Genomic DNA, 25,364 nt, shown 5'->3' with positions numbered 1-25,364 from the left:
ATGACGATCTCTTCCGTAGGGGCGGTTCGCGAACCGCCCCTACGGAACCGCATCCACAAAAACCGTAACCGTAGGAGCAGACCCCTGTGCCTGCCCCTGCCACAATGCCCATCATGCAACGGGGACGTAGGGGCGTATTGCAATACGCTCCCTGCGCGCCCTCTCACCTTCACCCCCCCAGCCCCGCCATCACCTGCGCGGCCAGCTCGCAGCCCATGTGGAAGACATCCAGCATTAGGTTCTCGTCCGGGGCGTGGGAGTTGGTGTCGGCGTTGGCGAGGGGGAGCCAGACCGAGGGGATCCCCAAGCCTTTCGTAAAAACAGTGTCGGGCACGCTCCCGCCGAAGTTGGGGTAGACGACGGGCTTCTGGCCCTCCCACTCGATGGAGCGGATGATCTTCTGGATGAGGGGATGATCGGCCGGGGTCTTGCTCGGCTCGAAGGTGGCGAGCTTGCGCACCTCGATGTCCCCGAAGCCCTCCTTTTGGAGGAAGGCGCGCACTTCCTCGTAAAGCCTGTGGGGGTCCTGCTCCACCACCAGGCGGAAATCCACCTTGGCCCGGGCCGCGCCGGGGATGACAGTCTTCATTCCATCCCCGGAGTAGCCCCCCTGGAAGCCGCAGACGTTCAGGTTGGGCTCGGTCAGGGTCTTCCGGTAGAAGGCGCCCGTGTCCCCCAGGCGCGCCGCCCCCTCCCCGAGGGCGGCCCGGAGCTCCGAGGCGGGGTCGGGGATGCCGGCCAGGGCCTCCCCGTCGGCCTTCCCCAAGGGGCGCACGGCGTCGTAGAAGCCCGGCACCCGCACCCGCCCGTCCTCCCCCCGCAGGGCCTGGACGGCCCGCATGAGCCGCCAGAAGGGGCTCTCGACGGCCCCGCCGTAGCTCCCGGAGTGGAGGTCCTTCCCCGCTCCTTGCGAGACCAGTTCGAGGTAGAGCAGCCCCCGGCACCCCAGCGCCAGGGTGGGCCGGCGGGAGGGGTGGAGGCTCCCGTCCGAGGAACAGGCGATGTCGGCCTTCAAGAGATCGCGGTTCCGCACGGCGAACTCGTGGAGGTGGGGGGAGCCCATCTCCTCCTCGCCCTCGATGAGAAACTTGACGGTGACGGGGAGCGGCGCCCCCGTGGCTTTAAAGGCCTCGACGGCCTTGAGCTGGGCGAAATGCTGGCCCTTGTTGTCCCCGGAGCCCCGGGCGTAGAGGCGGCCGTCCCGCACCTCGGGCTCGAAGGGGTGGGACGACCAGCCCTCCGACGGGTCCGCCGGCTGGACGTCGTAATGGCCGTACACGAGGAGGACGGGCGCCCCGGCCGGACCCTTCACCTCCCCATACACGGCGGGATGACCCCCCGTCGGGAGGATCCGGGCCTCGACCCCCGCCTCCCGCATGAGCCCGGCCAGGTGCCCGGCGGCCTCCTGGATTCCCCGGTTCAGGGTGCTGATGGAGGGGATGCGCAGGTACTCTACGAGCTGGCGTAGATTTTCCTGGCGGCGCGCGCGCAAATGATCAAATATATCAGGCATCGTCCTGTCTCCGGTTCAGGTGTTGCCGGAATGGGCAAGTCTCGATTATGCTCTCACTGCGCGCGCCTGAGAAGAGACCCCGGCGCGGCCGCCTGATGGCTCTTAGGAGAACGAACTTGAGTATCCGCACCATCCTGGCCCGGGCCTCCGTCCAGGCCGGCCGGGCGCGCCGCGCCCTCCCGCTGCGGCGGGTCTTTCTTCTCGTCCTGCTGTCCTTCTTCGGCGCAAGCTGCGTCCACCCCGTGCCGACGGGGCTGGAGCCGCTGGGGCCGGGCACCCTCGCCGTCACCGAAACCGACCTGCCCCTCCCGGCGAGCCTCTCGGGAGAGGAGATGGAGGCCGCCCTCATCCGGCCCGAGGCCCCGGAGGGCACCCAGTTCCCCTGCGTGGTCCTCCTGCACGGCAAGGGCGGCTGGTGGCGGGCCTACAGCCGCTACGGGCGGGAACTCGCCTCCCGCGGCTTCGCCGCCCTGAACCTCAATTACTATTCCGTCCACCAAGTCGACCTCGAGGGCTGGCGCACCCCCTTCGCGGACCGCAGGAAGAGCTTCGAGGCCCAGACGGCGGATATCGTCGGGGCGGTGCGGCGGTTCGCCCGCAGCCCCTTCTGCTCGGGCGGCAAGGTGGCGATGGCCGGCTTCTCGCTGGGGGCGGACAAGGCCTTCCGCGCCGCCGCGGCCCTGCCCGAGGTGGCGGCCGTGGTGGCCTACTACGGCCCCTACGACTACGTCGCCTTCATCCACCAGCGGGTGAACGCCGTCGTCCTCGCCTTCGCCTCGGAAGACCTCCTCCAGTGGAAGAAATACGTCGAGGAAGGCAGCCCCATCTTCCTCGCGACGAAGACGCGGGCCGCCGTCCTGCTGCTCCACGGCATGGAGGACAGCGTCATTCCCGTCGAACAGGCCGTGAAGATGCAGAAAGCCCTTCAAAAGCTCGGCAATACCGTCACCCTCAAGCTCTACGAAGGCACCGGGCACAACTTCGTCCTGCGCCGCGGCCCGGCCGAGGTCCGCGACGATTCCATGCGCCTGGCCATCGCCTTCCTGCGGCAGCACCTGCCCGCGCCGCGGCCGGCCGCCGCCCAGGCCTTGGGAAACCCTCCCGCGGCGCCCCTCCCCGGGACAGGCGGCTAGATTCCAGGAAGAGGCGAAGTCCCGCATAATGGAACATAGTTCCGGAAATGTGCCCCGGGAGGTTGGCTTCGCCCCGGCCTTTCGGTAACATCCGGCCCTGCAGGCTGCCGGGGGGGGCCCGGCCCACGGGTGGAAAACCCGCCATGAGGACGCGCGCGATGCTCGACGAAGCCGCCGTTCAGGAGCTGCGCAGCAAGCACTACAACGCGACCCTGGTGGACGTGCGCAAGGCCCACGACACCCTGTGGTGCTTCCGGGTGAAGCCGGATTTCCCCATCCCGCCCTTCCACCCGGGCCAGTACACGACGCTCGGGCTCGGCCTCTGGGAGCCCCGCCATCCGGCCTCGGTGGTCGAGGAGAACCTCGACGAGAAGAAGATCCGCCGCCTGGGGCGCCGCGCCTACTCGATCTCCCATCCCGTGGTGAACGAGGCGAACAACGGCCACTTCTCCCTCGCCCCGCGCGATCTGGACTACCTGGAGTTCTACATCGTCATGGTCGCGGGCTCGAAGGAGGAGCCGCCCCCGGTTCTCACCCCCCGGCTCTTCCTCCTCGGCAAGGGCGACCGCCTCTACATGGGGGAGAAGTTCACCGGCGAATACACCCTCGAGCCGATCGAGAACATCCGCGGCCGCGAGGACGGCCTCGTCGTCTTCGCCGGGACGGGCACCGGCGAGGGTCCCCACAACTTCATGATCTGGGAGCTCCTCGCCTCGGGCTTCAAGGGGCGCATCGCCTCCATCGTGTGCGTCCGCCACAAGAGCGACCTGGCCTACGAGGGCATCTACCGCAAGCTCGAGAAGAAGTATCCCAACTTCTCCTATCACGCCCTCACCACGCGCGAGGCCGACACCATCCACAAGAAGGTCTACATCCAGGACTACGTCGAGTCGGGCCAGTTCGAGGCCGAGATCGGCCGCGAGATGGACCCCGCGAACACCCACCTCTTCCTGTGCGGCAACCCCTCCATGATCGGCGCCCCCAAGATCCGCGGCGGCGAGAAGATCTGGCCCGGGGGGAAGAAGGGAATCATCCAGATCATGGAGGCGCGCGGTTTCCAGATGGACGTCGGCAAGAACCGCGGGAACGTTCACTTCGAAAAGTACTGGTAGCTCGCGCCCGTGCCGGACCTCCTCATCGGGCGCGAGGGCTCGGCCGCCCTCATCCGCTTCAACCGCCCCGCCGTCCGCAACGCCGTGAACCAGGAGATGATGGACGCGCTCGACGCGGAGGTGGACCGCCTCGGGCGCGACCCGGGGCTCCGGTCCGTGATCCTGGCCGGGGAGGGGCGGGAGGCCTTCTGCGCGGGCGGCGACCTCAAGTGGCTCCAGTCCTTCCCCTCCGCCGAGGAGGGAGTGGCCGTGAACGGGCGCATGGAGGGCATCCTCGCCCGGCTGGCGGCGCTTCCCGTCCCCGTCATCGCCGTCCTGAACGGCTACGCCCTGGGCGGCGGCACCGAGATCGCCTTCGCCTGCGACCTCCGCGTCATGGAGGAGCACGCCTACCTGAGCTGCCGTCAGGCCCGCATCGGAATGATGACGGGCTGGGGCGGCGGGGCGCGCCTGTTGCGCCTTGTGGGCCACGGGCGCGCCATGGAGCTGCTGGCGACCTCCCGCCAGGTGGGCGCCCGCGAGGCCCTCGTCATGGGGCTCGCGAACGCCGTCGTCCCGCGGGGGTGCGGGCTGGCCGAGGGCATGCGTCTCGCCGCCGAGATCGCCAAGGGCGGCCCATTGGCCATCCGCGCTATCAAGCAGTTCTTGATCGGCGCGGGGGAGCTCTCCCTGCCGGAGGCCGCCGCGCTGGAGTCTCGCCTCTTCGGCCCCCTCTGGGCCTCGGAGGACCACCGAGAGGCCGTCCGCGCCTTCATCGAGAAGCGGCCGCCCGTCTTCAAGGGGCGCTGACGCCTCGGGCAATCCCGGGCTTGCCCCTCCCCGCCCGATGCGAAATAATGGCGCCGGTGATTCGCAAATGACCCTCCCGCAGGGCCTCTTTCCGGAGGCCTCCGAAGCCGCGTCTCCAGGAGGTGGCAGGCAACATGTGGACCGAATCCAGGAACGGCAAGAAGCTCGCTCCCACGGACTACAAGTACCGGAGCGCCACGGTGGACCTCGCCTCGGGGAAGGTCACCCTCGAGGAGAGGACCTGCCAGGACATGGAAGACTTCCTCGGGGGCATCGGGCGCATCTTCAAGGTGCTCTCGCGCTACGACGTGCCCGACCCCTACGCCCCCCCGGCCCCCCTGGTCATGGAGCTGGGCTGCTTCACGGGCTCGAGCGTGATGACGGGGCTTCGCACCTTCTTCGGGGGCTACAGCCCCCTGAAGAGCACGCGCAAGGGGGCGCCCTCGGCCATGTGGTCGGCGGGCTCGGACAAGTTCGGCGTCAAGACCGCCTGCGCCGGCCTGGACGAGATCATCTTCCTCGGCCGGAGCGCCAAGCCCGTCACCCTGCTCATCCAGAGCGCGGCGCTGGGCGGCCCGCCCAAGCTGTCCCTCGCGGACGCCTCGCATCTCCTCGGCAAGGACAGCCACGAGAAGATCATGGCGCTGCGCGATCAGTACGAGGACGCGCACTTCGCCGTCATCGCCCAGACGGGCGAGAACTGGAAGACCAACCGCATGGCCGCCATCGCCCTGAGCACCGATAACCAGCTCAGGTCGGGCGACTGCAAGCCCCGGTTCTGCGGGCGGGGCGGCTTCGGGGGCGTCATGGGGAGCAAGAACCTCATCGCCATCGTCTCCCAGGCCCCGGACGACAAGTCGGGCGTGTCGGCCGTGGTGAAGGAGGCCAACCAGGTCATCGCCCGGGGCGCGGGCTCCAAGAACTACCGAGACGCCTACAAGGGCGAGGGCGGGGGCGGCACCTGGCGCAACATCGCGGGGCTGCACCCCCTGGGGTGCCTCCCCGAGAAGAACTTCTGGGCGCCGGGGAACACGGACGCCGTCCCGCTCTACCGCTCATCTTTCGAGAAGCCCTACGTCGTCAAGGACGAGTCCTGCTTCAAGTGCGGCATCGCCTGCCACAAGAACATCTACGACCGGCCCGAGGGCGAGACCGCCGAGGGCCGCAAGGCCAAGAAGGGCAAGTTCCGCGTCAAGTTCGACTACGAGCCGCTCGACCTCCTGACGGCCAACTGCGGGGTCTACGGCGCCGAGGAGTCCCTCGAGCTCGTGGAGCTGGGCGACCGGCTGGGCTACGACGCCATCAGCCTGGGCGCCACCTTCAGCTACGCCATGGAGTGGAACGAGCGCCACCCGGAGAAGCCGGTCCTCGGCGGCATCCGCTTCGGCGACGCCCGGAAGATGATGGAGCTCATGAGGGAGTGCGCCCTGGGCCGGTGCCCCGAGCTCGGCCAGGGCACCATGCGCCTCGCCCAGCAGTGCGGGGACCTCTCCTTCGCCATGCAGGGGAAGGGCCTCGAGTACCCCGCCTACCTCCCCGAGACCAACCCGGGCTACCCCTGGGCGCTCGCGGGGGGCCACATGAGCATGCGGACCTTCCTCCTCCTGATCCTTGACGGCCAGAAGACCGACATCGACTACTGGGAGAAGGCCGTCATGAACGGGATCTACTACACCCGCGACGACCTGATCGGCACCTGCAAGTTCGCCGGCGTGCCGGACAAGAACGTAGTGGACTCCATCAACGATTCGTACGGCCTCTCGGCCACCGACGAGGACGTGAAGGGAGCCGTCCGCCGCACCTACCTCCGGGGCCGCCTCCTCGAGAAGAAGGTGGGCTACACCGACGAGGAGTACGACATCCCGGCCCAGGTGTACGAGAAGAAGAACCCGAACGTGAAGATGCCCAGCTTCATCACCCGCGAGTTCATGGCCGAGCTCAAGCGGCGCGTCGAGCGCAACTGGGACGAGCTCACGAAGAAGGAAGGGGTCAAGATCCCGGCGTAGGGCGCTATCTCGTGAAACAACGACGCCCCGCTGGAGAGCTTCCATCGGGGCGTTTTATGCGCCTGGATTCATCGGCACCGTCGTAGGGGCGAACCTCGTGTTCGCCCATTCCCCAAAATTCAAGGGGCGATCACAAGGATCGCCCCTACAGGATCATCCAGGCAAGACGATTATTTACCATCATTCTGAATGACAGCGGCAGGGTTCCTCTCATTCCCACTCGATCCTGCTCACGTCCACCTCGAACGGCCGGGGGGCGTAGGCGGGGGAATCCACACCGCGCACCACGCCCCCGGCGAACGCATGGAGTTCCAAGATGCGGTAGGTGCCGGGGGCGTAGCGGACCTGCCGCCGCCCGGGGGAGATGATGGCCAGCCGCTGAACGGGCCGGGCCCCGCCCGGGCCCGGCTTCGGGTCGTAATGCCACTGCGGAACGGCGAGGAGCTGCGAGTCCTCCGACCACGCCATCGAGGGGTTGCAGTCCTCCAGGGACATCCGGTTCGAGAGCGCCAGCCTGCCTCGCGTCGGGGCGCCCATCCCGATCTCGACGGCATTTTTGATGACCGCCGTCAGCCGCCCGTCCGGGCTGGGAAGGGAGACGGAGCAATCCCAGGGAGAGATGGGCATGGGGGCTCCTATGGGGGCCAAACCCCTTTCTTATCCCCCCACAGCAACACGTGCAGCCTGGGCGTGAACCTGAAACCCCGCGCCAGAGCGGCCCCGCGGGGGCGGAGCCCTCAGCAGCCGAGCCCCTTGGCGATGACGAGGCGCAGGATCTCGCTCGTCCCCTCGCCAATCTCCAGCACCTTGGCGTCCCGGTAGTAGCGGGCCACCGGGAACTCGCCCTCCATGTACCCGTAGCCGCCATGTATCTGGACGGCCTCCCGCGAGGCGTCCACGGCCAGCTCCGATGCGGCGAGCTTGGCCATCGCCGCCTCCTGGCGGAACGGCTCCCCCCGGTCATGGAGCCAGGCCGCCTTCAAGGTGATCAGCCGCGCCATCTCGACGCGGGTCGCCATGTCGGCGAGCTTGGACCGGATGGCCTGGAAGGAGGCGATCGGCGCGCGGAACTGCCTGCGCTCGAGGGCGTAGGCGAGAGAAGCGTCCAGGCAGGCGCGCGCCAGGCCCAGCGAGAGCGCCGCCACGCTGATGCGGCCGACGGCGAGCGTCTCGGTCGCTTGGCGGATGCTCTCGACGTCGTTCTCGCCGAGCAGATGGTCCGCCGGCAGGAGGCAGTCGTCGAAGATGAGCTCCCGGGTGTCCATCGAGCGCCAGCCGAGCTTCTCGGCCTTCGGCCCCATTCCGAAGCCGGGGGTGCCGCGAGGCACCACGAAGAACCCGAAGCGGCTCTCCGCGGTGCGGGCCAGCACGAGGGGGCCCAGGCTCATCTCCGTGCCGGCGTTGGTGATGAAGATTTTCCGCCCCCGAAGCTTCCAGCCCTCCTTGGTCCTCTGGGCGCGCGTCTCGATCCCGCTCAGGTCGCTTCCCGCGCCGGGCTCGGTGAAGGCGCAACTGCCGAGTTTCTCTCCCCGCGCCAGCGGGACGAGCCAGCGGCGCTTCTGCTCTTCCGTGCCGAAGTGGAGGATCGGCAAGCTGCCGATCGTCAAATGGGCGTTCCAGCAGGCCGCCACCGAGTTGTCGGCCGCGGCCATCTCCTCCATCGCGGCGACGTAGGCCACCGCGCCCACATCCATTCCCCCGTAGGCGGGGGGCACCAGGAGGCCCATGAGGGAAAGCTCCCCCATCTCGCCGAACGCCTCGACCGGGAAATGACACTCCCGATCCCACTTCGCGGCGTGGGGGCGTATCGCGCGGCCGGCGAAATCCCGGCAGAGGTCGCGCAACATGCGCGCTTTGTCGGAGAGAGAGAAATCCATTGAAAGGCTCCTCAACCGCTTGGATCGACGAGAAGCTTGATGTGGGACGAAGGGGCCTCCGAGAGCCTGCCGAAACCGGCCGGCACGATGTCGGCCAGGGGAATCGGCCCGCTTACGATGGGCTCCCAGGCGGCCCGCCCCTCCGCGAGCCACGCCACCGCCTCGCCCATTTCGGCGTCGGTGTAGGCGGTCGAGGCGAAAATCGTTTTTTCTTGGGCAAAAAGCCGAAAGAAATCCACAGGGACCGCCTCGGTGAACAAGCCCACCACCACGACGCGCCCCCCCCGCCCGCTGGCGCGCAACGCCGTATCGAGCGCCGCGGGCCGGCCCACGCACTCGAAGGCGAGAGGGATTCCTCCTCTCTCGCGCAGCCGAGCGCGATCCTCGTCCCGCGCGGGATCGAAGACGGCCGCGGCCCCGAGCGCCAACGCCCTCTCCCGGCGGGCGGCCAGCGGCTCGACGACGAGAACCTCCCCCGCCCCCCGGCCGCGCGCGACCTGGAGCAGAAGAAGCCCCACCGTCCCCGCCCCCACGATCAGGACGGCCTCCCCGGCCCGTCCCCCTCCCCGGCCCCAAGCGTGGATGCAGGCGGCGAGGGGCTCCGCGAGGGAGGCCCCCTCAAGCGGCAGCCCCTCCGGCAGCGGATGGCAATTGGCGGCCGGGCAGACCACCCGGCGGGCGAACCCCCCGTCGGCGGCGAAGCCGATGCTCCCCAGCCTGGAACAAAGATACGCCTTCCCCTCCTTGCACTGCGCGCACTGCCCGCAGGAGAGGCAGGGGTTCACGGCCACCCGCGCGCCCTCCCCCGGGGCGGAGACGCCCGGTCCCCGGGCGACGACGGTTCCGGAGAACTCATGCCCCAGGACAACGGGGGGCAGACGGCCCGTCAAGGGGTGCGGGCGGCGGGGAATGAGAAGGGGGCCATGGCGGTACTCGTGGAGGTCGGTCCCGCAGATCCCGCAGTACCCGACCTCAACCAAAACCTCGCCCCGGCCGGGGGATGGCTCGGAGATATCCTCCAGCCGAACGTCCCCCCTTCCGTGCCACCGGGCGGCGAGCATCCGTCACGGCCCCCGGCGCACCGATGCGGCCCTCTCCCGGAGATCTCGCTTGAGCACCTTGCCCGAAGGATTCCTCGGAAGGGCATCGATGAACGTCACTCCCTTGGGCACCTTGAACTTCGCCAAGCTGGCCGCGCAGCGCGCCAGGATCTCCTCGCCGATGTCCCGATGGCCGGGTTTAGGGACGACAAAAGCGTAAGGAACCTCCCCCCACCGTTCATCCGAAACGCCGATGACGGCGCACTCGGCTACGCGGGGGTCTTCATAGATCACCCGCTCCACCTCGGTGGAGGCGATGTTCTCGCCCCCGCTGATGATGATGTCTTTCTTGCGATCCACGATGTACAGGTAGCCCTCCCCGTCCATCCTGCCGATGTCGCCCGTGTGGAACCAGCCGTCCACGAGCACCGCCTCGGAGGCCTCGCGGTTGTTCCAGTAGCCGGGGAACACCTTGGGGCCGCGCAGGAGGACCTCGCCCAGCTCCCCGGCGGGGAGGTCGCGGCGCTCGTCGTCCACGACCCGGACGCGGAGCTGGTAGGTGGGGAGGCCGACCGAGCCGGTCTTGCGCACCGCGTCGGCGGGCGGGAGGAAGGTGTCCCCCGAGACGGTCTCCGTCAGCCCGTAGGCGTCATGAAAACCACAGCTCGGGATGACCCGCCGCAGCTCCTCGATGAGGGGGATCGGCATCTTCTCTCCGCCATCGATGACGATCCGCAGGCTCGTGAGATCGAAGCGGTCGATGTCCGTCCGCGCCAGAACCTGGGCGATCATCGTGGGCGCGAGCCAAACGTTCGTCACGCCCTCCGCGTGGACCGCCGCCAGAACGCGCTCGGCGTCGAAACGGGGGAGGATCACCACGCTCCCGCCCATGTAGAGCACCCCCGTGGCGGGCAGGTCCAGCCCGCCCACATGGTAGAGCGGCCCCACGACGAGGGTGCGATCGGCGGCGGTCAGGTTCAAGTCCATGACATGCGCGACGTTCTTCCAGTAGACGTTGCCGTGGGTGATCATGGCTCCCTTCGGCCGGCTCGTCGTGCCGGAGGTGTACATGATCCGCTGCACGTCGCCGAGGTCCACTTGCGCCGCGGGGGCCCGCCGCCCGCGGGCCCTTTCAAGCCTCTCCTCGTAACTTTCCCAGCCCGGCGGAACGTCTCCGCCCACGCACAGCACATGCGCGAGCCGGGGGAGTTGGCCCTGGATCGGTCCGATGGTGGGATGGAATGAGGCGTCGGTGATGAGGATCTTTACGCCCGCATCCTCAAGGATGTAGGCGAATTCCGGCCCGGCGAGGCGGAAGTTGAGGGGAACGAGGATCGCCCCCAGGTGACAGATGGCGAAGTAGGCTTCCAGGAATTCGGGACAATTATAGAGCAGGACCCCCACCCGGTCGCCGCGGCCCGCGCCGAGGCGCTCGAGGCCCCCCGCGAGGGCTTGGACCCGCTCGCGCAGCGCCGACCAAGTGAGGCGCCCGCCCTCCGAGATAACCGCCTCGCGGTTGGGGCTACGTTCGGCCCAGCGGGCCAAGATATGGCTTGGGTTCACAGGCTTCCCGTCCCGAAGGGTCCGCGCCGGAGGGAGGCGTTAGTGGGCGTGGAAGTGCCCGGCTCCTCCCCTTGTGCAGGGGCAGCAGCCCGAGCTGAGGTCCACGACCCCGCCCCGCCGCTGGACGCTCGTCCGCGCGGCGAAGGCGGAGACCCGCCTGGACACCTCATCCGATCCGCAGCCTGGGCACGGCACGCGCTTGCCAGCCTCCTGCATGATACACTCGAAAGTCTCGCCGCAAGGCTCGCAGTGAAACTCGTAAATGGGCACTGTCCGTTCCTCCCGCCCCTCCCCCGGCGGGCCGGCCGGGGGAGGGACACGCGTCAAGCATCTAGATGTCGATGACCGTCATCTCCTTGATCGGCCACTTGGAGAGGATCTCCACGCCTGTCTTCGTCACGTGGAGCACCTCCTCGATCCGCACGCCCTGGCCCTGGTGGTCGCCCTCCTGGGTCTCGATGGCGAAGCACATGTCCTCCTCGATCACCATCGGGTGATCGAGCGAGCAGCCCCGCCACACGAGGGGCGGTTCATAAAGCGTGAGGCCGATCCCGTGCGCCCAGTTGTTGCCGGCGGTCTGGTCCTCGTGGACGACGCCGATGTCCGCCCACACCTTCGGGCCCGAGGGCCATTTTTCGGCGATCTCCTTCGATGTCACGCCAGGCTTAATGACGCTGATGGAGTCGTAGAGCCAGTCGTAGGCCCGCTGGTAGGCCTCCTTCGTCGCCTTGGAAGGCTCGCCCAGGCTGAAGGTGCGGTAGTAGCAGGTCTTGTAGCCGTTCCAGGAGGTGTTGTAAACGTCCATGTAGATGACGTCGCCGGGGTTGAGGCGGCGGCCTGTCCAGCAGCGCAGGTTCGGCCACGAGTAGGGCCCCGAGGTGACGAACACGCCAGAATAAACCTCGCCGCCGCTCTTGTAGCAGGCCTTGAACACCTCGCCCAGGACCTCGTGCTCGCTCACGCCCGGCCGGGTCGTCTGGCGGAGCGCCTCGAACATCGCGTCTCCCACCGAACAGGTGTTGCGGAGGCACTGGACCTCCTCGGGCATCTTGTGCTTGCGCGCGTCGAGCAGGGCGAGGTAGCCGTCTCCGCTCGTCTTCACCCCCTTGGCCTCGAAGGCGGCCGATATGGCGGGATCGGCGAAGTCGAGGGCGAGCACCTCCTTCTCCACCCCCTGCCGCTTGAGCTCGGTGTAGATCTGGTCCACGAAGCGCTTGACCGCCGCCGCGTGGGCGGGCTCGCCCATGCAGCGCGCGATCCAGCCCATCCCCGTGATGGCCCACTTCACGTTGCCCTTCGGCAGCCAGGTAGCAAAGCGCTCCGTATGATAGCCGATATCCCCCTGCTCGTAGACGATGGGCTGCGCGTCGCCCTTGACAAGGAGCGAATAGCGCAGGCCCGAGGCGGAGGTCGTCCACATGGGGGTGTACGTGCTCGTGATGTAGCGTGTGTTCCATTCGTTGAGCGAGAGAAACGCGCCGAATTTGCGCTTCTCGAATAATTCCGTTTTCGCTCTCTTAAGGCGGCCCTCCCGGAGGTTGTCCATGTTGATGCCGTTGATCCAGTCGGTGGCCTGGAACGGGTAGGACATGCCATGAGCTTCTGTCACCGGAAATTCCTCCTCTGGCGGTGGGTCCGTGCCAAGCACGGACATCTCATGCTCGCTCCTAGGACTAATGGAACATCCCTTTCCGCCGGGGAGGCGAAAAGAGAGTCTGGGCGTGGGACGCCCCGCGTTACACAGATAATATAATTATAAACTCTGTTTATGCGAAACGCCACTGGCCGCGGATTATTCCCATATGGCCGCCCCAGCGCGGGGTGCTTGGGCCGACCCCCCTCCTGGGCTAGCCTATGTATTTCTTTGAAAAAGCTTCCATTTGGCCATCGGATGAGGGGCAGGTTCAGGAAAGACGGGAATTGGGGTTCCTCACACCCCCCGCTTATCCCCCCACAAAATCACGTGCAGACGGGGCGTGAACCGGAAACCGCGGGCCAGGGCCGCCTCGGCCAGGGGGAGAAGGCGCTTCTCCATGTCGGCGTACTTTTTTCCGCCCGGGGAGACGATGACCCTCTCGGGGGGCCAGCCAGCGAGCCCGAGGGCCTGGAGCATCTGGTCCACCTCGGCGATCTCGCGGGGATGGTGGAGGACGAATTTGAGGTAGGGCTCGTTAGCGCGGTCGAGCCAGCCGAGGGAGCGGGGCTTTTTCTCCGGCGAAATGCCGGCCGAGGCGAGCTTGGGGGAGACGTTCCACTGGTCCACGTAGGCCAGGGCGACGAGGGAGGGCTCCAGATAGCCCGAGGTCTCCACCTCGACGCGCAGGCCGGCCTCGTGGAGCAGCAGCAGAAGGGGCTCGAAGAAGGGGCTCTCCAGGGGCTCCCCCCCGGTGATAACCGCCTGGCAGCCGGGGCGCTCGCGGCAGTAGCGGAGAATCTCCTCCCCCGTGAGCTCCGCGGCGGGAGGGCCCGCCCAGCTGTACTTCGTGTCGCACCAGGCGCAGCCCACGGTGCAGCCCATCAGGCGCACGAAGACCGAGGGCCGCCCGAGGGTGGCCCCCTCCCCCTGGAGGGAATAGAAGAGCGGGTCCGCGAGGGGAAAGCGGAGCTGCCGCGCGGCCGGTGCCTGCGTCGTGCCGGTTTCGACCTTTTCCGTCATCATGCCTCTCAAGCGACGGTTTTGTAGGGGCGGTTCGCGAACCGTCCCTACGGCGGAATCAATCCACCGCCCCATCCGTAGGGGCGTTCAGTTGACCCCCCCGCACCACCTGTCCCGCCGTGCCCCTACCCCGGGAAAATCGCCGCGGCGATGATAATCCCGATGGCCAGGAACATGCCCGCCACCACGATGCCGACCGCGCGGTTCTGATCCTTCGAAAGGGCATCCTCGACCGAGAAGGGTGTGATCCACTCGAAGACCTTATAGCCCGCCATGAGGAGCAGGATCCCGATCAGCCCGTACACGATGGAGAGGAGGAGCCCTGTCCCCACCCCGATCCGGGGCGCCCCCGCCGCCTGGGCCCACGCCGCGCCGGGCGCCATCGCCAGGGCCGCGGCCGTCCAGCCGCCGAGCCGCCTGCCATGCTTCGTCATCGCAACGTCCCTCCAAATGTGGGGCGGTGAACCAGCGCCGGGCGTTTTCGGGCGCGGGATAAGCGGGGCGGGGCGGCGCTCCGGGGCGGCTCCGGGCTGCCAGGGGCCACCCTACCAAGGGCGGGGGGCGGGCTCAAGGGGCGCGGAATGGGACTGCTCGGCGATGGCCCCAGAGGTTCGCGGCCCCCTGTAGGGGCGTATTGCAATACGCCCCTACGAAGGCCGCGAGAAGGTTTCTCCCCCTCCCTCCCCCCTCGGGCCCGCATGGGCCCGAGGGGGGAGGGAGGGCCGATGACCGCTCCCCCACCCTGCCCTCCCCCGGAGGGGGAGGGGACTGCAAATTCCTTTGGCCTCGTCATCCGAATGGCAACCCAAATCAACCGCTTCCCGGCCTTGCCCCTACGCCCCGCCCCCCTCCCTCTCAATCCCACTTCCGGCCCGGCATGTGGTTGAAGATGCTGGGGACGAGACCTCCGTCGATGGCCAGCCAGGTGGCGGTCACGTAGTCCGCCTGGTCCGAGAGCAGGTAGAGGATGCCGTGGGCGATGTCCTCGGGCTGGCCCACCCGGCCCCAGGGGGTGACCTCGCTCCGGCCGCGCTTGATCTCGGGGTCGCGGAGGTAGGCCGTGAGCGGGGTTTCGGTGTGGCCGGGGCAGACGGCGTTCACCCGGATGCGCTTGCGGGCCCACTCGAGGCCCAGCTGCTGGGAGAGCATGATGATGCCCGCCTTGGCCGTGCTGTAGGCGCCCACGAGGGTGTAGGGGGCGAGGCCGGCGCTCGAGGAGAGGTTCACCACCGCGCCGGGGCGGCCCTGGGTGATCATCCATCGGCCGAAAGCCTGGCACATGAAAAACGTGCCGTGCAGGCCCACCTCGATGACGAGCTTCCAGCTCTCGGGCGGGAGATCCACGAGCGGCCCGGGGGCCATGCGGATGGCGCAGTTGACCAGGTGGTCCGCCCCCCCGAACTCCCGGGCGGCGCGCTCCACCGCGGCGCGGCAGGAGGCGGGGTCGGTCACGTCCAGCCTCTGAAAGACGGCCTTGCCCGGACCGAGGGCCGCTGCCAGCGCCTCCCCCTCCTTTTCCAGGAGGTCCCCGATGAGGACCCGGCCCCCCTCCGCCGCGTAGAATTCGGCCGTCTTCCCCCCGATGCCGCGGGCGCCGCCCGCGATGACGCAGACCTTCCCCTCGAAGCGTCCCATGGCCTCCCTCCCGTGGATGGTTCGTCCGCCCTTTCCCCCCCAACCCTCCCCCACGCCCCAAGCGGCGGGGCCGCTTGGGGACCCCTAAATATGGGGGGGAGGGAAGTTCACAACCGCCCTGCCGTGCGCTCGCGCCGTGCGTCCAGCCAACATATATCGGCCCGGCGCAGGCGTGAAGACCCCTTGCATCCCCCCCGGCCGGAGGCTAACTTTGGGGCGTCCCATGGTTTTCCACCCCCACGAGGATGCCTCCGCTGAGCCGCCTGGCCCCGAAGCTCCTCCTGTCCTTCGCCAGCCTCGCCCTCGTCCTGGGGGCGGCGGAGGGGGTGCTGCGCCACCGCAACCCCCGCTACATCCGGACGGAATGGGCCCGGAAGCCCGTCCCCTACCGCCAGAGCCACCCCGTGTACGGACACGGCCTGGTGCCGGGCGCGGCCGGCTTCAACGAGGAGAAAGGGGAGTACCGCGTCGGCTACCGGATCAGCCCCATCGGGCTCCGGGACCGGGAGTTCCCGCTCCAGCCCCCGGCCGGGACGGCGCGCCTCCTCGTGCTGGGAGACTCCTTCACCGAGGGCTACGCGGTCGAGGCCGAGCAGGCCTTCGTGAAGGTGCTCGAGCGGCGGCTGAACGCCGCGCCCCCCCGGCCGGGCGCGCGGTACGAGACGGTGAACATGGGGGTCGCGAGCTTCTCTCCGATCCTGGAGTACCTCTTCCTCAAGACCCGCCTCCCCCGCCTGCGGGGGGACTTCGTCCTCCTGATCCTCGACCCCACCGATTTCTCGGACGACTACCACTATCAGCGGGGCGCCGCATGGGGCCCGGGCGGGGAGCCGCTCCGCGTCAGCCACGACGGCCTCCTGCCCAACTATTTCTCCCACACCCGGCAGTTCATCGAGGCCCTGCCCGCCCCGCCGCTGCGGGACGTCTACGTGCTGCGCTACCTCATCTATCACGCGGTGCGCCTGAACCATGGCCGCTGGGCGGAGGCCCGCTTCGGCCGCATCGAGTATGACCGCCTGGGCTGGACCCGGCCCGCGAATCCCCACGCCGCGGCCTGGGAGAGGCAGCTCGAGCGGACCTTCGGCCATATCCTCCGGATACGGAACCTCGCCCGGAGCGAGGGGATGGGTTTCGCCCTGGCCACCTATCCCCACGCCCACATGATCCACCCGCAGGCCTGGTGCAAGGGGCGCCGCCGCCTCTACTACGAGTGCGGCAAAACCTACGCGGCGCCGCTCGTCCCTCCCCTCCTCCGCATGTGCCGGGAGAAGGACGTGACCTGCTGGGACCTGGCCGGGGACTTCCGCCGGCCGGACATCCCCTCCCTCTTCTTCGAGTTCGACGGCCACTTCACCCCGAAGGGGAACGAGGTGATGGCCGGGGCGCTGGAGCGCCGCCTGGGGCCCCTCCTGGCTCCCATGCCGGTCCGCCCATGAAAGTGCTCTTCTGCACCAACGCCCAGAGCTTCACCCCCGCGACCGAGCCCTACGACTTCTACGAGGGCATCCGCTCCCTGGGCCATGAGGTGGAGGTCTTCTTCTACCGCCGCAAGAGCTTCCTCTACAGCAACTTCCGCCCGGCGTGGGTGAGGTGGATGAACCGGGCGCTCACCGGTAAGGCGCGCGGCTTCGATCTCCTCTTCGTCCACCGCGGGGGCTTCATCGAGGCGGGAACGATCGAGCGCATCCGCCGCGGGAGCCAATGCCGGTGCGTGTGCTTCTTCCCGGACAACCCCTTCGGCTCCACGAGTCCGGGCCTCTCCTTCGCGCAGATCGGCGCCTACGATCTCTTCTGCGTGAAGGACACCTATTTCGCGGAGGAGCTCCGGCTGGCCGGCTTCGCGAACGTGGAGTTCCTCCCGCACGCCTACGACCCGCCCACCTACGAGCGCGTATTTCGTGAAGATGAGCTGGCCCCTTACCGCGCCGATCTCGGCTTCATCGGGAGCCACTACGGCTTCCGCGAGACGTTCTTCGCCGGCCTGGCGGACGAGGGGGTGGATTTCAAGATATGGGGACCCGGCTGGGGGCGGGCCTCGGACCCCTGGGTGCGGGCGCGGGTGATGGGCCGGGGGGTGTGGGGGGAGGAGAAGCTCAAGGTGATCCAGGCGAGCAAGATACTCCTCGACCTCCAGAACCCGGGCAATTCAGTGTACTGCTGCGACTGCAAGACGATGTCGTTCATCGGGGCGGGGGCGTTCTTCGTCACCAACCACAAGCGGGATATCCGCCTCCTGTTCGAGCCGGGAGAGGAGATCGTCACGTTCCGGACGCGGGAGGAGCTCCAGGCCATCATCCGGCGCTACCTCGCGGACGGCGCCGCCCGCGCCGAGATCGCCCGGCGGGGGCAGGCGCGCGCCCGGCGGGACCACGCGGCCTCCGTGCGCTTCCGGCGGATCCTGGAGATCCTCGGGGAGCGGGGGCGCCCGGCGGGATGAAGGCGGTTTCCCGCTCCCCGCGGGGCCGTTTTTGCTATAATCCCGCCGCCCGCGCCGCCGCAGGGCGGGGGGATGCGCGCTTCCGCCCTTTGGGTTCCCGATGCCGCCTGTCTCGGTGATGTTCAAGGCGAACCGCCTGCTCGGCAAGGCCGTCGCGTCCGCCGTGGAGGGCCTCATCCGGCTCACCGGGACGGGCAACGCCCGCTACATCATCCGCAGGCTCAACAAGAAAATCCTCGGCCGGCCCTTCACCGTGGCGGGGGTGGAGTACCGCGTGGACCCGGCCAGCGTGGGCCATACCCCCCAGGGGGAAATCACGGGCGCGGCCGCGGCCGAGCGCATCCGCCGGGAGAACCTCACCGGCCTCCACGTCCTCGACATCTGCTGCGGGGTGGGAATCGTCGGGCTCACCCTGTGCGCGAAGCTCAAGGGGGAGGGCCGGGTGCGGAAGCTCTCCCTCCTGGACATCAACATCTTCAACCTGAACTCAGCCAAGCGCACCCTCCGCCGCAACGACTTCGGGGACATCGAGTTCCAGACGTTCCTCTCGGACTCGCTCAAGTCGGTCCCCGAGGGCGAAAAATTCGACCTCATCGTCTCGAACCCACCGCACCTCTTCACCGACGATTTCACGAAAAAGAACCTGAACCCCACCACCCTGGGCACCTTCGACGAGAACTGGCGGTTCCACACGGATTTCTACTCCGTGGCGGACCGCTACCTGAGCGAGCGCGGGCAGATCTGGCTGCTGGAGAACTTCCAGGGCGATCCGGGAATGGAAAGCCACTTCCGCTCCTTCGTGGACGCCAACCCGCGCCTGCGCTACGCCGGGAGCGCCGCGGAGCCGGCCGATCCGGAAGGCAACATGTGGTGGGTCGTCTCCTGCCGGGCCTAGCTCGAAGCGCGGACTCCGCTCCATCGCGGCCCGGCCCGCCTTTCGGCGGGCCGGGCGCTTTCCCCGTCCATTTTTCGGCGGATGCTTCGCGTCACGCAGGGCGAGAGGCGGGACCCGGCCCCTCCTGCTCGCGCAGGAGGGGCGGGTCTGCTCCGGGTCGGCTCTCGACTGACGCTGGAATTTAGAGGCTGTAGGGAAATTCTTCTTCGGGCTCGTCGTCCGGGTCGGTTTCGCGGCTCGCGGGCAAGGGTCCGCCCGAGAGGCCGATGAGCACCCGCGCCGGGTTCTTTCCCACCGAGGCGTAGGCGTGGACGGCGTTCTCGCGGATGACGGCGATCTGACCTTCTTCCACCACCGACAGATTCTCTTCCACGTTGAGGCGCAGGGCGCCCTCTAAAACGACGACGGTCTCTTCCTGGGAGTGGCTATGATAGGGGATGATGGATCCAGGAAGCTCTTCGACTTCGAACACGTGATGGCAGTATCTGGAAAGGGCGTCGGCGATTTCGCTTGGCTCGGAAGCGCACTGGAGGAAGTTGGCAACCTCTTGGATTTGAAGATCAGGTTTCGCCATTTCTCGGGTGATTCCTCTCATTCGGTGGCGGCGCGGTCATTTGAATCGGACCCGGCATTTGCATGGTTCATGCCTAAGCCAACACTCAAGGATTACCCTCAGAATGCGCCTCCGGATTATCCCTGATTCCCGAACTCTAACTGATTTCTGACGCGAATGGCTTCAAAATTTTGACGCACATCCTGATGCATCTTGCCCCAGGCCCGGACGAATTGCCACAAGGGGATGCGGTGGGCGAACATGATGGAAAAAAAATTTACATTCGGTTCATGTGGGATTCGCCGTTATTTTTATGCGAACCTTACTTTTGCCCGTAGAAGTATGGCTGGCTGATTTCGTTCTGGGCAGGAGGGAGTTTGCCGAAGCGGCGGCGGAACTTGAAGGCCAGTCGCCTGAAGCTGCCCGCCAGGCCGTAGGTGCGCAGGTAGCGGGCGGGCTCGCCGAGGAACTTGAGCCGCCGCCGCAAGGTGAGCGTGACGGGGAAGGTCTCGTACATCCACCACAGGAAATCCGCCCAGAGGCCCTCGCGGCCGCAGAGGATCTCGAGGATCTTCTGGTACTTGATGATATCCCCGCGGGGCATGGTGGGCATGTTCAGCACCGAGTTGGCGTAATAGTTCTCGGGCATCTCGTTGTCCGGGTCGAGGAAGCCCTCCCGGATGCAGAGCTCGCGCAGCTGCGTGCCCACCAGCGGATAGAAGATGCTGAACTGGGCCGTGTCGGGCTTGACGCGCTTCATCAGCTCGCGCGAGGCGAGGATGCGGCCTCGGTCCTCGTAAGGCAGCCCCACCATGTTGAAGGCGTGGGTCCTGACGCCGTGCTTCCGCGCCAGGGCGAAGGCCTCGACGATCACGTCCTCCTCCATCTTGCGGTTGAGGACGCGCTTGCGGAACTCCTCGTCCCCGCTCTCCACCCCGATGGACATGCTGTAGGCGCCCGCCCGGGCCGCCGCCTTGATCTTGTCCTCCTTCACCATCTCGGGCCGCTCCATGAAGAGGAAGGGCTTCCTCACGTGCCTGGAGAAGACGTCCGCCATCTCCTCCAGGCGCGGGAGCTGGGTGAGGAAGATCTCGTCCACGAAGTAGATCATGTCGAGGCCGTTCCTGGCCTCGAAGTCCTTGATCTCCTCCATCATCCGGCGCGGGCTCTTCTCCCGCCGCCAGGTGCCCTTGCCCTTGTACATACTCATCACGTGGGGGCTCGAGCAGTAGGTGCAGTGATAGGGGCAGCCCCGGCTCCCCTCGAACTGGCCCACGATGCGCGTGCCGGGCTTCACGTCGATGAGGAAGTTCCGGGTGTAGTGCTCCTTGGCGTAGATGTTCCAGTCGGGGATGGGGTAGTCGTCCAGGTCGCCGATGAGGTCGCGCATCTCGTTGCGCGTCTCCATGCCGAGAAGGTTCCGCGACCACACGTTGGGGATGCGGGAGGCGTCCTTGCCGCTCCCCAGGGCGTCCAGGAGCTCGGCCAGGGCGTCCTCCCCCTCCCCCCGCACCACGTAGTCGCAGTGCTTGAGGCAGCCCTCGGCGTCCACCGTGGGGTGGTGGCCGCCCACGATCTTGGGCAGGGACTTGATGGCCGGGAGCCTGAGGAGGTCGCGCGTGAGCGCCCACTCGTTCGAGAGGACGCTGAAGCCCACCGCGTCGGGCCGGAACTCCTCCACCTTGCGGAGGAAGCGCGGGGCGATTTCGGGCCCCCGCACCATGGTGGAGTCGTAGAGGGCCGTCTCGTGGCCCTTCCGCTTCAGCACCGCCGAGAGGACCGAGATGCCGAGCCGCGGGGCCCAGACGCGCTGCACGTTCGGGTAGACGAACAAAAAGCGCACGAAGCGCCTCCCTCCAAGAGAAAACGCCCTCTTATACACCAGGGTCCGGAATTTGACTATATCGGGCAAATCGGAGCCGAGGGTCCTGTGAGCGAGCATCAATACGAGGGGAGCGATTTACGTAGGTGCGACCGGCCGGTCGCTCCTACAGAGATGGCATATGTATGACAGTTCCTATGGTTACGGCCTCAAATCTTGTGATACGGCTTCCGCGACACCATGACCTCGACCAGGGCGGGGCGGGTCTTCGTGGCGGCCTTGGCCTGGCGGAGGGCGCCGTCCAGGTCCTTGGGGTCCGAGACGCGGATCCCCTCGCAGCCGCAGGCCTTGGCGATCCCGGCGAAGTCGGGGCTCTGGAAGGTGGTGCCGTAGGTGTGGCCATAGAGGCCGGACTCCTGCATGTAGGTCTGGCCGAAGGCCCCGTCGTTCAGGACGACGGCGAGAATGTTCGCACCGTACTCGGCGGCGGTGGGGAGGTCGCCGATGGTCATGAGGAAGGCGCCGTCCCCGGCCAGGGCCACCACGTCGCGCTCCGGGAACTCCATCTTGGCCACGATGGCCGAGGGGAGGCCGTAGCTCATGGCGTTCCACACCCCCGACTGCATGAAGGACTCGGGCGTGGCGATCTTGCGGAAGGTCCTCGCCCACATCTGGCAGTTGCCCACGTCGCTCGAGACCACGGCCCGGCCGTCCAGCACCCGGTTCAGGGCGTCCATGAGGACCCCGGGGTGGATGGGGTTGTCGTTCAAATGAGGCGCGTTCTGCTCGGCGAGGGAGCGCCGCACCGAGGCCTTGACCTCGGCCATGCGCTGGATGAGGGCCTCGTCGCGGGGCCGCTGGTGGCCCGCGAGCTTCTCCAGCAGGGCGTCGAGGAAGAGCTTGGGGTCGGCCACGCGCTGGTCCTCCCCCTGGTAGCGCGGGTTGGGGCCGTCGTCGAAGCCGATGAGGATCAAATTCTCCGGCGCGCGCTCCTTGAGCTCGTGCAGCTCGGCCGTCCCCGCCCTGAGCCCCACCGCGAGCACGAGGTCGGACCGCTTCATCGCGTCGGCGCACAGGGGATGGGAGCGGTAGTGGGAAAAGTGCCCGGCGAAGAAGGGGTGGTCCTCCGGGATGACCCCGATGGCGTCCTGGGCGAAGACGACGGGCGCCTGGAGCCTCAGCGAGAGCTCCGAGAGCTCGGCCATCGCCCCCTTGCGGATGACGCCCTTTCCCGCCGCGAGGACGGGGGACTTGGCCGCCATGAGGCGCCTGGCGAAGCGCTCGACGTCCTTGGGGTCGGGCCTGGGCACCTGGGCCGGGATGGGCTTGTAGGGCTCGATGACGGCGGGCTTCTCCTGGAGGATGTACTCGCCGTAATCCGAGATGCGCGGGAACTCGACGTGCACGGGCCCCGGACGGCCGCTCCGGGCGATGTGGAAGGCCTTGGCCATCACCCCCGGGATGTCCTCGATGCGCTCGACGCGGGCGCTCCACTTCGTGATCTTCTTGAACATCTCGTTCACGAAGGCCGGGTCGTCCACCCCGTGGAAGGCCTCCATATCGGCCTTCAGGGGCACGGCGCCGCCCAGGTGCACCATGGGCGAGGCCGCGCCGTAGGCCTGCGCCACCCCGGCCATGGAGTTGACCCCCCCGGGGCCGGCGGTCAGGAGGCACACGCCCGGCTTTCCGGTGAGGCGGCCGTAGGCGTCCGCCATGAGCGAGGCGTTCGGCTCCATCTTGCAGGTCACCGTCCGGATCGACTTCACCCGGCTCAGGCCGTCGTAGATGGGATGGATGTGGGAGCCGGGGACGCTGTACACGCGCTCCACGCCCTCCTCGCAAAGGGCCTCGGCCACCGCCTCGCCCGCGTGCATGGGCGCGCGCTGGGAACTCATGTGGACCTCCTCACTTATTCGCCTCGACGACAACCAAGATGCGTACTGCAGGACAGCGCTTAGATGATTGGTTTCCCCCGCCCTACCCTCCCCCGGAGGGGGAGAGAAAAAAATAGAACCTTTCGGCGAAACAGGGGCGGGTTTCAAACCCGCCCCTACAGATAAAAACCTTCTCCGAACGTCCTGCGAGCATGACACCCCGCGCATTGCCTTTCCGTCAGAACGGGTTGTCCCTGCCCCCGGCGATGACCACGTCCTCCCCGGTGATGTAGCCCGCCCGGTCCGAGCAGAGGAAGGCGATGGCCGCGGCCACATCCTCGGGGACCCCGATGCGGCGCATCGGGGTGGCCGTCACCACCTGCCGCCGCTGCTCCTCCGTGCGGCGGGTCTTGAACTCCTCCGTCTCCACCACCCCGGGCGAGACGGAGTTGACGCGGATGCCGTGGGGGCCCAGGTCGTTCGAGAGGGTCAGGGTCAGGCTCCGCAGGGCGGACTTGGCCGCCGCGTAGGCATGGAGCTCGCCCTCGCCCCGCCGGAACGAGGCGCTCAGCACGTTCAGGATGGCGCCGCCGCCCCGCTTGATCATGTGGGGCACCACGGCCTGGCAGCAGTGGAAGGGCGCCGCCAGGTGCACCTGGAGCATGGGCCACATGTCGCGCTCCCAGTCCATCTCCAGGAAGTCCGCGCGGGGGTGGAGGATGCGGGCGTTATTCACCATGATGTCCACCCCGCCGAACGCCTCGACCGTCCGGTCCACGAGGGCGCGGATGTCGGAGCGCTCGCGCACGTCGGTCCGCGTCACCAGGGCCCGGCCCCCCGCCTCCTCGATCTGGCGGCCCAGGGCCTCGGCCCGGTCCTTGTTGGTCAGGTAGGTCATCGCCACGGAGGCGCCCCGGCGCCCGAACTCCAGCGCCGTGGCGGCGCCGATGCGCCGGCTCGCGCCGGTCACGATGGCGACCTTGCCCTCGAAATCCCGCATCTGAAATCTCCTCGCGCCCTATAGGGCCGGGCGCACCCCCTTGCCGACCGTAGGGGCGATGCTTGTCATCGCCCTCTCCCGCAGCTGGGGCGAACACAAGGTTCGCCCCTACAAACGCCCCCGCCCCCGCCTAGTGGACCGGGAAGCCGGTGATGTTCCCGCTGATCTTGATGCGGAAGATATGGTTGTTACCCGCCCCGTGCAGGAAGGAGATGGCGTCCCGCAGGTACTTCTCGATGGGGCACTCCCGCATGTAGCCGAGGCCGCCGTGAACCTCGAGGGCCAAGCGGCACACCTCGTAGGCGGACTCGGAGCAGAACACCTTGGTCGCCCAGGAGAGCTTGGGGTCGAAGGTCTCTGCGTGGTCGACCGCCCAGGAGGTGCGCCAGAGGATCATCCGCGCCGTCTCCAGGCGGGTGTACATCTCCCCGATCATCTGGGCCACGGCCTGGTGCTCGCCGATGAACTTGCCGCCCTGGACGCGCTGCTTGGAGTACTCGACCGCCTCCTCGAAGGCGGCACGTCCCGTGCCCAGGACGGTGGCCCCGTAGCCGCCCCGGCCCCGCGCGATTCGGCTCGTGCGCAGCTCCTCGGCCCCGTTCTCCTTGCCGAGGAGGTTCTTGACCGGCACCTCGCAGTTGTCGAAGACCAGGGTGCCGTTGCTGAGGAGGCGGCGGCCCATCTTGTCGTGCCGGCGGGTCACCTTGAAGCCGGGGGCGTCGGCGGGCACGAGGAAAGCGGTCATCCCGTGGTAGCCGCCCTTGGACTTGTCCGTTCGGGTGTAGGCGATGTAGAGGCTGGCGGTGCCCCCGTTGCTGATGAACTGCTTGGTGCCGTTGATGCGGTAGACGTCCCCCACCCGCTCGGCCCGCGTCTGCAAGCCCTTCCCGGGGACGGCGTAGGGGAGGACGTGGTCGGTGCCCGAGTCGGGCTCGGTCATGGCGGTGGCCAGGTGGTAGCGGTGGTCCTTCACGAAGCCGGGGAGGAAGCGGGCCTTCTGCTCGTCGTTCGTCCAGTGCTCGATGATGGGGGAGAACTTCCAGGTCTGGTCGAAGGTGGCGGCCACGCCCAGGTCGCCCGCCCCCAGCTCCTCGCCCACGATGGAGAGGGTGAGCATGTCGCAGCCCCCGCCGCCGTGCTTCTCGCCCAGGGCCAGGGTGCGCAGGCCGAGCTTGGAGCCCTTCTCGAGCACGTCCCAGGGGACGCAGTCCGCCGGGTCGGGCTTGCGGTCATACTCCGCCGCGACGGGGCGGACCACCTTGGTGGCGAAATCGCGGGCCATGGCCTGGAGGGCCCGCTGCTCGTCCGTCAAAGCGAAATCCATTTCTGCTCTCTCCCGCTATGATTGCGAAGCCCCGGCCCAGCCGGGGCGGGCCCCGGGGAGAGCATCGAGCGTCTCCCCGCGATGAATTCGGACAGCGCCCGTCCCAACGGGCCAGCCCCCCGTCCGTAGGGGCGT

The 25,364-nt window shown here is 67.9% G+C and carries 22 protein-coding genes; 7 read left to right on the top strand and 15 right to left on the bottom strand.

Annotated elements, in window-relative coordinates:
• Nucleotides 1-169: 169 nt before the first annotated feature.
• Entirely contained in the window at nucleotides 170-1,513 is a 1,344-nt protein-coding gene (locus tag HYZ11_13955) for a M20/M25/M40 family metallo-hydrolase (protein MBI3128704.1), read from the bottom strand.
• Between the two features lie 116 nt (nucleotides 1,514-1,629).
• Between HYZ11_13955 and HYZ11_13950 the strand changes: the two genes are divergently transcribed.
• From HYZ11_13950 to HYZ11_13935, 4 genes are all read left to right on the top strand, one after another.
• Complete coding sequence (locus HYZ11_13950; GenBank protein MBI3128703.1) at nucleotides 1,630-2,646, top strand: dienelactone hydrolase family protein; 1,017 nt, start codon at nucleotides 1,630-1,632, stop codon at nucleotides 2,644-2,646.
• A gap of 158 nt (nucleotides 2,647-2,804) precedes the next feature.
• Nucleotides 2,805-3,758, top strand: coding sequence for a ferredoxin--NADP reductase (locus HYZ11_13945; protein MBI3128702.1), 954 nt, complete (start codon nucleotides 2,805-2,807; stop codon nucleotides 3,756-3,758).
• A 9-nt stretch (nucleotides 3,759-3,767) separates the two neighbouring features.
• Nucleotides 3,768-4,547: an enoyl-CoA hydratase/isomerase family protein gene (locus HYZ11_13940; GenBank protein MBI3128701.1), complete on the top strand. Its 780-nt coding sequence runs from the start codon at nucleotides 3,768-3,770 to the stop codon at nucleotides 4,545-4,547.
• Between the two features lie 134 nt (nucleotides 4,548-4,681).
• A complete protein-coding gene (locus HYZ11_13935) occupies nucleotides 4,682-6,553 on the top strand; it encodes an aldehyde:ferredoxin oxidoreductase (protein ID MBI3128700.1) in 1,872 nt (623 codons plus the stop codon).
• A gap of 210 nt (nucleotides 6,554-6,763) precedes the next feature.
• On the opposite strand, the gene HYZ11_13930 is transcribed toward HYZ11_13935, so the two are convergent.
• The 9 genes from HYZ11_13930 to HYZ11_13890 all read right to left on the bottom strand — a co-directional run bounded on the left by HYZ11_13930 (nucleotide 6,764) and on the right by HYZ11_13890 (nucleotide 15,324).
• The gene (locus HYZ11_13930; GenBank protein MBI3128699.1) at nucleotides 6,764-7,180 is read right to left on the bottom strand and encodes a hypothetical protein; all 417 of its coding nucleotides are present in this window, start codon (nucleotides 7,178-7,180) and stop codon (nucleotides 6,764-6,766) included.
• Between the two features lie 110 nt (nucleotides 7,181-7,290).
• Nucleotides 7,291-8,430: an acyl-CoA dehydrogenase family protein gene (locus HYZ11_13925; GenBank protein MBI3128698.1), complete on the bottom strand. Its 1,140-nt coding sequence runs from the start codon at nucleotides 8,428-8,430 to the stop codon at nucleotides 7,291-7,293.
• Between the two features lie 11 nt (nucleotides 8,431-8,441).
• Complete coding sequence (locus tag HYZ11_13920; protein ID MBI3128697.1) at nucleotides 8,442-9,491, bottom strand: alcohol dehydrogenase catalytic domain-containing protein; 1,050 nt, start codon at nucleotides 9,489-9,491, stop codon at nucleotides 8,442-8,444.
• A gap of 3 nt (nucleotides 9,492-9,494) precedes the next feature.
• Nucleotides 9,495-11,033 carry a long-chain fatty acid--CoA ligase gene (locus tag HYZ11_13915; GenBank protein ID MBI3128696.1) on the bottom strand — a complete coding sequence of 513 codons (1,539 nt, stop codon included), beginning with the start codon at nucleotides 11,031-11,033 and terminating at the stop codon, nucleotides 9,495-9,497.
• Nucleotides 11,034-11,072: 39 nt separating this feature from the next.
• Nucleotides 11,073-11,303, bottom strand: a complete 231-nt coding sequence (locus HYZ11_13910) for a zinc ribbon domain-containing protein (protein MBI3128695.1) — start codon at nucleotides 11,301-11,303, stop codon at nucleotides 11,073-11,075.
• A gap of 61 nt (nucleotides 11,304-11,364) precedes the next feature.
• Nucleotides 11,365-12,642 carry an aminopeptidase P family protein gene (locus HYZ11_13905; GenBank protein ID MBI3128694.1) on the bottom strand — a complete coding sequence of 426 codons (1,278 nt, stop codon included), beginning with the start codon at nucleotides 12,640-12,642 and terminating at the stop codon, nucleotides 11,365-11,367.
• Between the two features lie 321 nt (nucleotides 12,643-12,963).
• Nucleotides 12,964-13,689, bottom strand: a complete 726-nt coding sequence (locus HYZ11_13900; GenBank protein MBI3128693.1) for a 7-carboxy-7-deazaguanine synthase QueE — start codon at nucleotides 13,687-13,689, stop codon at nucleotides 12,964-12,966.
• A gap of 125 nt (nucleotides 13,690-13,814) precedes the next feature.
• A complete protein-coding gene (locus HYZ11_13895; GenBank protein ID MBI3128692.1) occupies nucleotides 13,815-14,123 on the bottom strand; it encodes a DUF350 domain-containing protein in 309 nt (102 codons plus the stop codon).
• A gap of 421 nt (nucleotides 14,124-14,544) precedes the next feature.
• A complete protein-coding gene (locus HYZ11_13890) occupies nucleotides 14,545-15,324 on the bottom strand; it encodes an SDR family oxidoreductase (GenBank protein MBI3128691.1) in 780 nt (259 codons plus the stop codon).
• A 245-nt stretch (nucleotides 15,325-15,569) separates the two neighbouring features.
• Here HYZ11_13890 and HYZ11_13885 point away from each other — a divergent pair, with 245 nt between their 5' ends.
• The 3 genes from HYZ11_13885 to HYZ11_13875 all read left to right on the top strand — a co-directional run bounded on the left by HYZ11_13885 (nucleotide 15,570) and on the right by HYZ11_13875 (nucleotide 18,656).
• Complete coding sequence (locus HYZ11_13885; protein ID MBI3128690.1) at nucleotides 15,570-16,760, top strand: hypothetical protein; 1,191 nt, start codon at nucleotides 15,570-15,572, stop codon at nucleotides 16,758-16,760.
• A complete protein-coding gene (locus HYZ11_13880) occupies nucleotides 16,757-17,761 on the top strand; it encodes a glycosyltransferase (GenBank protein ID MBI3128689.1) in 1,005 nt (334 codons plus the stop codon). Before HYZ11_13885 ends, HYZ11_13880 begins: the two co-directional genes overlap by 4 nt.
• A gap of 100 nt (nucleotides 17,762-17,861) precedes the next feature.
• Nucleotides 17,862-18,656 (top strand): methyltransferase, encoded by a 795-nt coding sequence (locus HYZ11_13875; GenBank protein ID MBI3128688.1) that lies wholly within the window; start codon nucleotides 17,862-17,864, stop codon nucleotides 18,654-18,656.
• Between the two features lie 181 nt (nucleotides 18,657-18,837).
• On the opposite strand, the gene HYZ11_13870 is transcribed toward HYZ11_13875, so the two are convergent.
• From HYZ11_13870 to HYZ11_13850, 5 genes are all read right to left on the bottom strand, one after another.
• Nucleotides 18,838-19,128 (bottom strand): cupin domain-containing protein, encoded by a 291-nt coding sequence (locus tag HYZ11_13870; GenBank protein MBI3128687.1) that lies wholly within the window; start codon nucleotides 19,126-19,128, stop codon nucleotides 18,838-18,840.
• A gap of 403 nt (nucleotides 19,129-19,531) precedes the next feature.
• Nucleotides 19,532-21,052: a B12-binding domain-containing radical SAM protein gene (locus HYZ11_13865; GenBank protein MBI3128686.1), complete on the bottom strand. Its 1,521-nt coding sequence runs from the start codon at nucleotides 21,050-21,052 to the stop codon at nucleotides 19,532-19,534.
• 188 nt (nucleotides 21,053-21,240) lie between these two features.
• Nucleotides 21,241-22,926, bottom strand: coding sequence for a thiamine pyrophosphate-binding protein (locus HYZ11_13860; GenBank protein MBI3128685.1), 1,686 nt, complete (start codon nucleotides 22,924-22,926; stop codon nucleotides 21,241-21,243).
• Nucleotides 22,927-23,143: 217 nt separating this feature from the next.
• The gene (locus tag HYZ11_13855; GenBank protein MBI3128684.1) at nucleotides 23,144-23,905 is read right to left on the bottom strand and encodes an SDR family oxidoreductase; all 762 of its coding nucleotides are present in this window, start codon (nucleotides 23,903-23,905) and stop codon (nucleotides 23,144-23,146) included.
• A 130-nt stretch (nucleotides 23,906-24,035) separates the two neighbouring features.
• A complete protein-coding gene (locus tag HYZ11_13850; protein ID MBI3128683.1) occupies nucleotides 24,036-25,229 on the bottom strand; it encodes an acyl-CoA/acyl-ACP dehydrogenase in 1,194 nt (397 codons plus the stop codon).
• Nucleotides 25,230-25,364 lie beyond the last annotated feature (135 nt).

The sequence above is a fragment of the Candidatus Tectomicrobia bacterium genome, from assembly GCA_016192135.1.
Taxonomy (GTDB): domain Bacteria; phylum UBA8248; class UBA8248; order UBA8248; family UBA8248; genus 2-12-FULL-69-37.
Note: the sequence above shows the minus strand (reverse complement) of the source record. Positions and strands in the feature narration are given on the sequence as shown.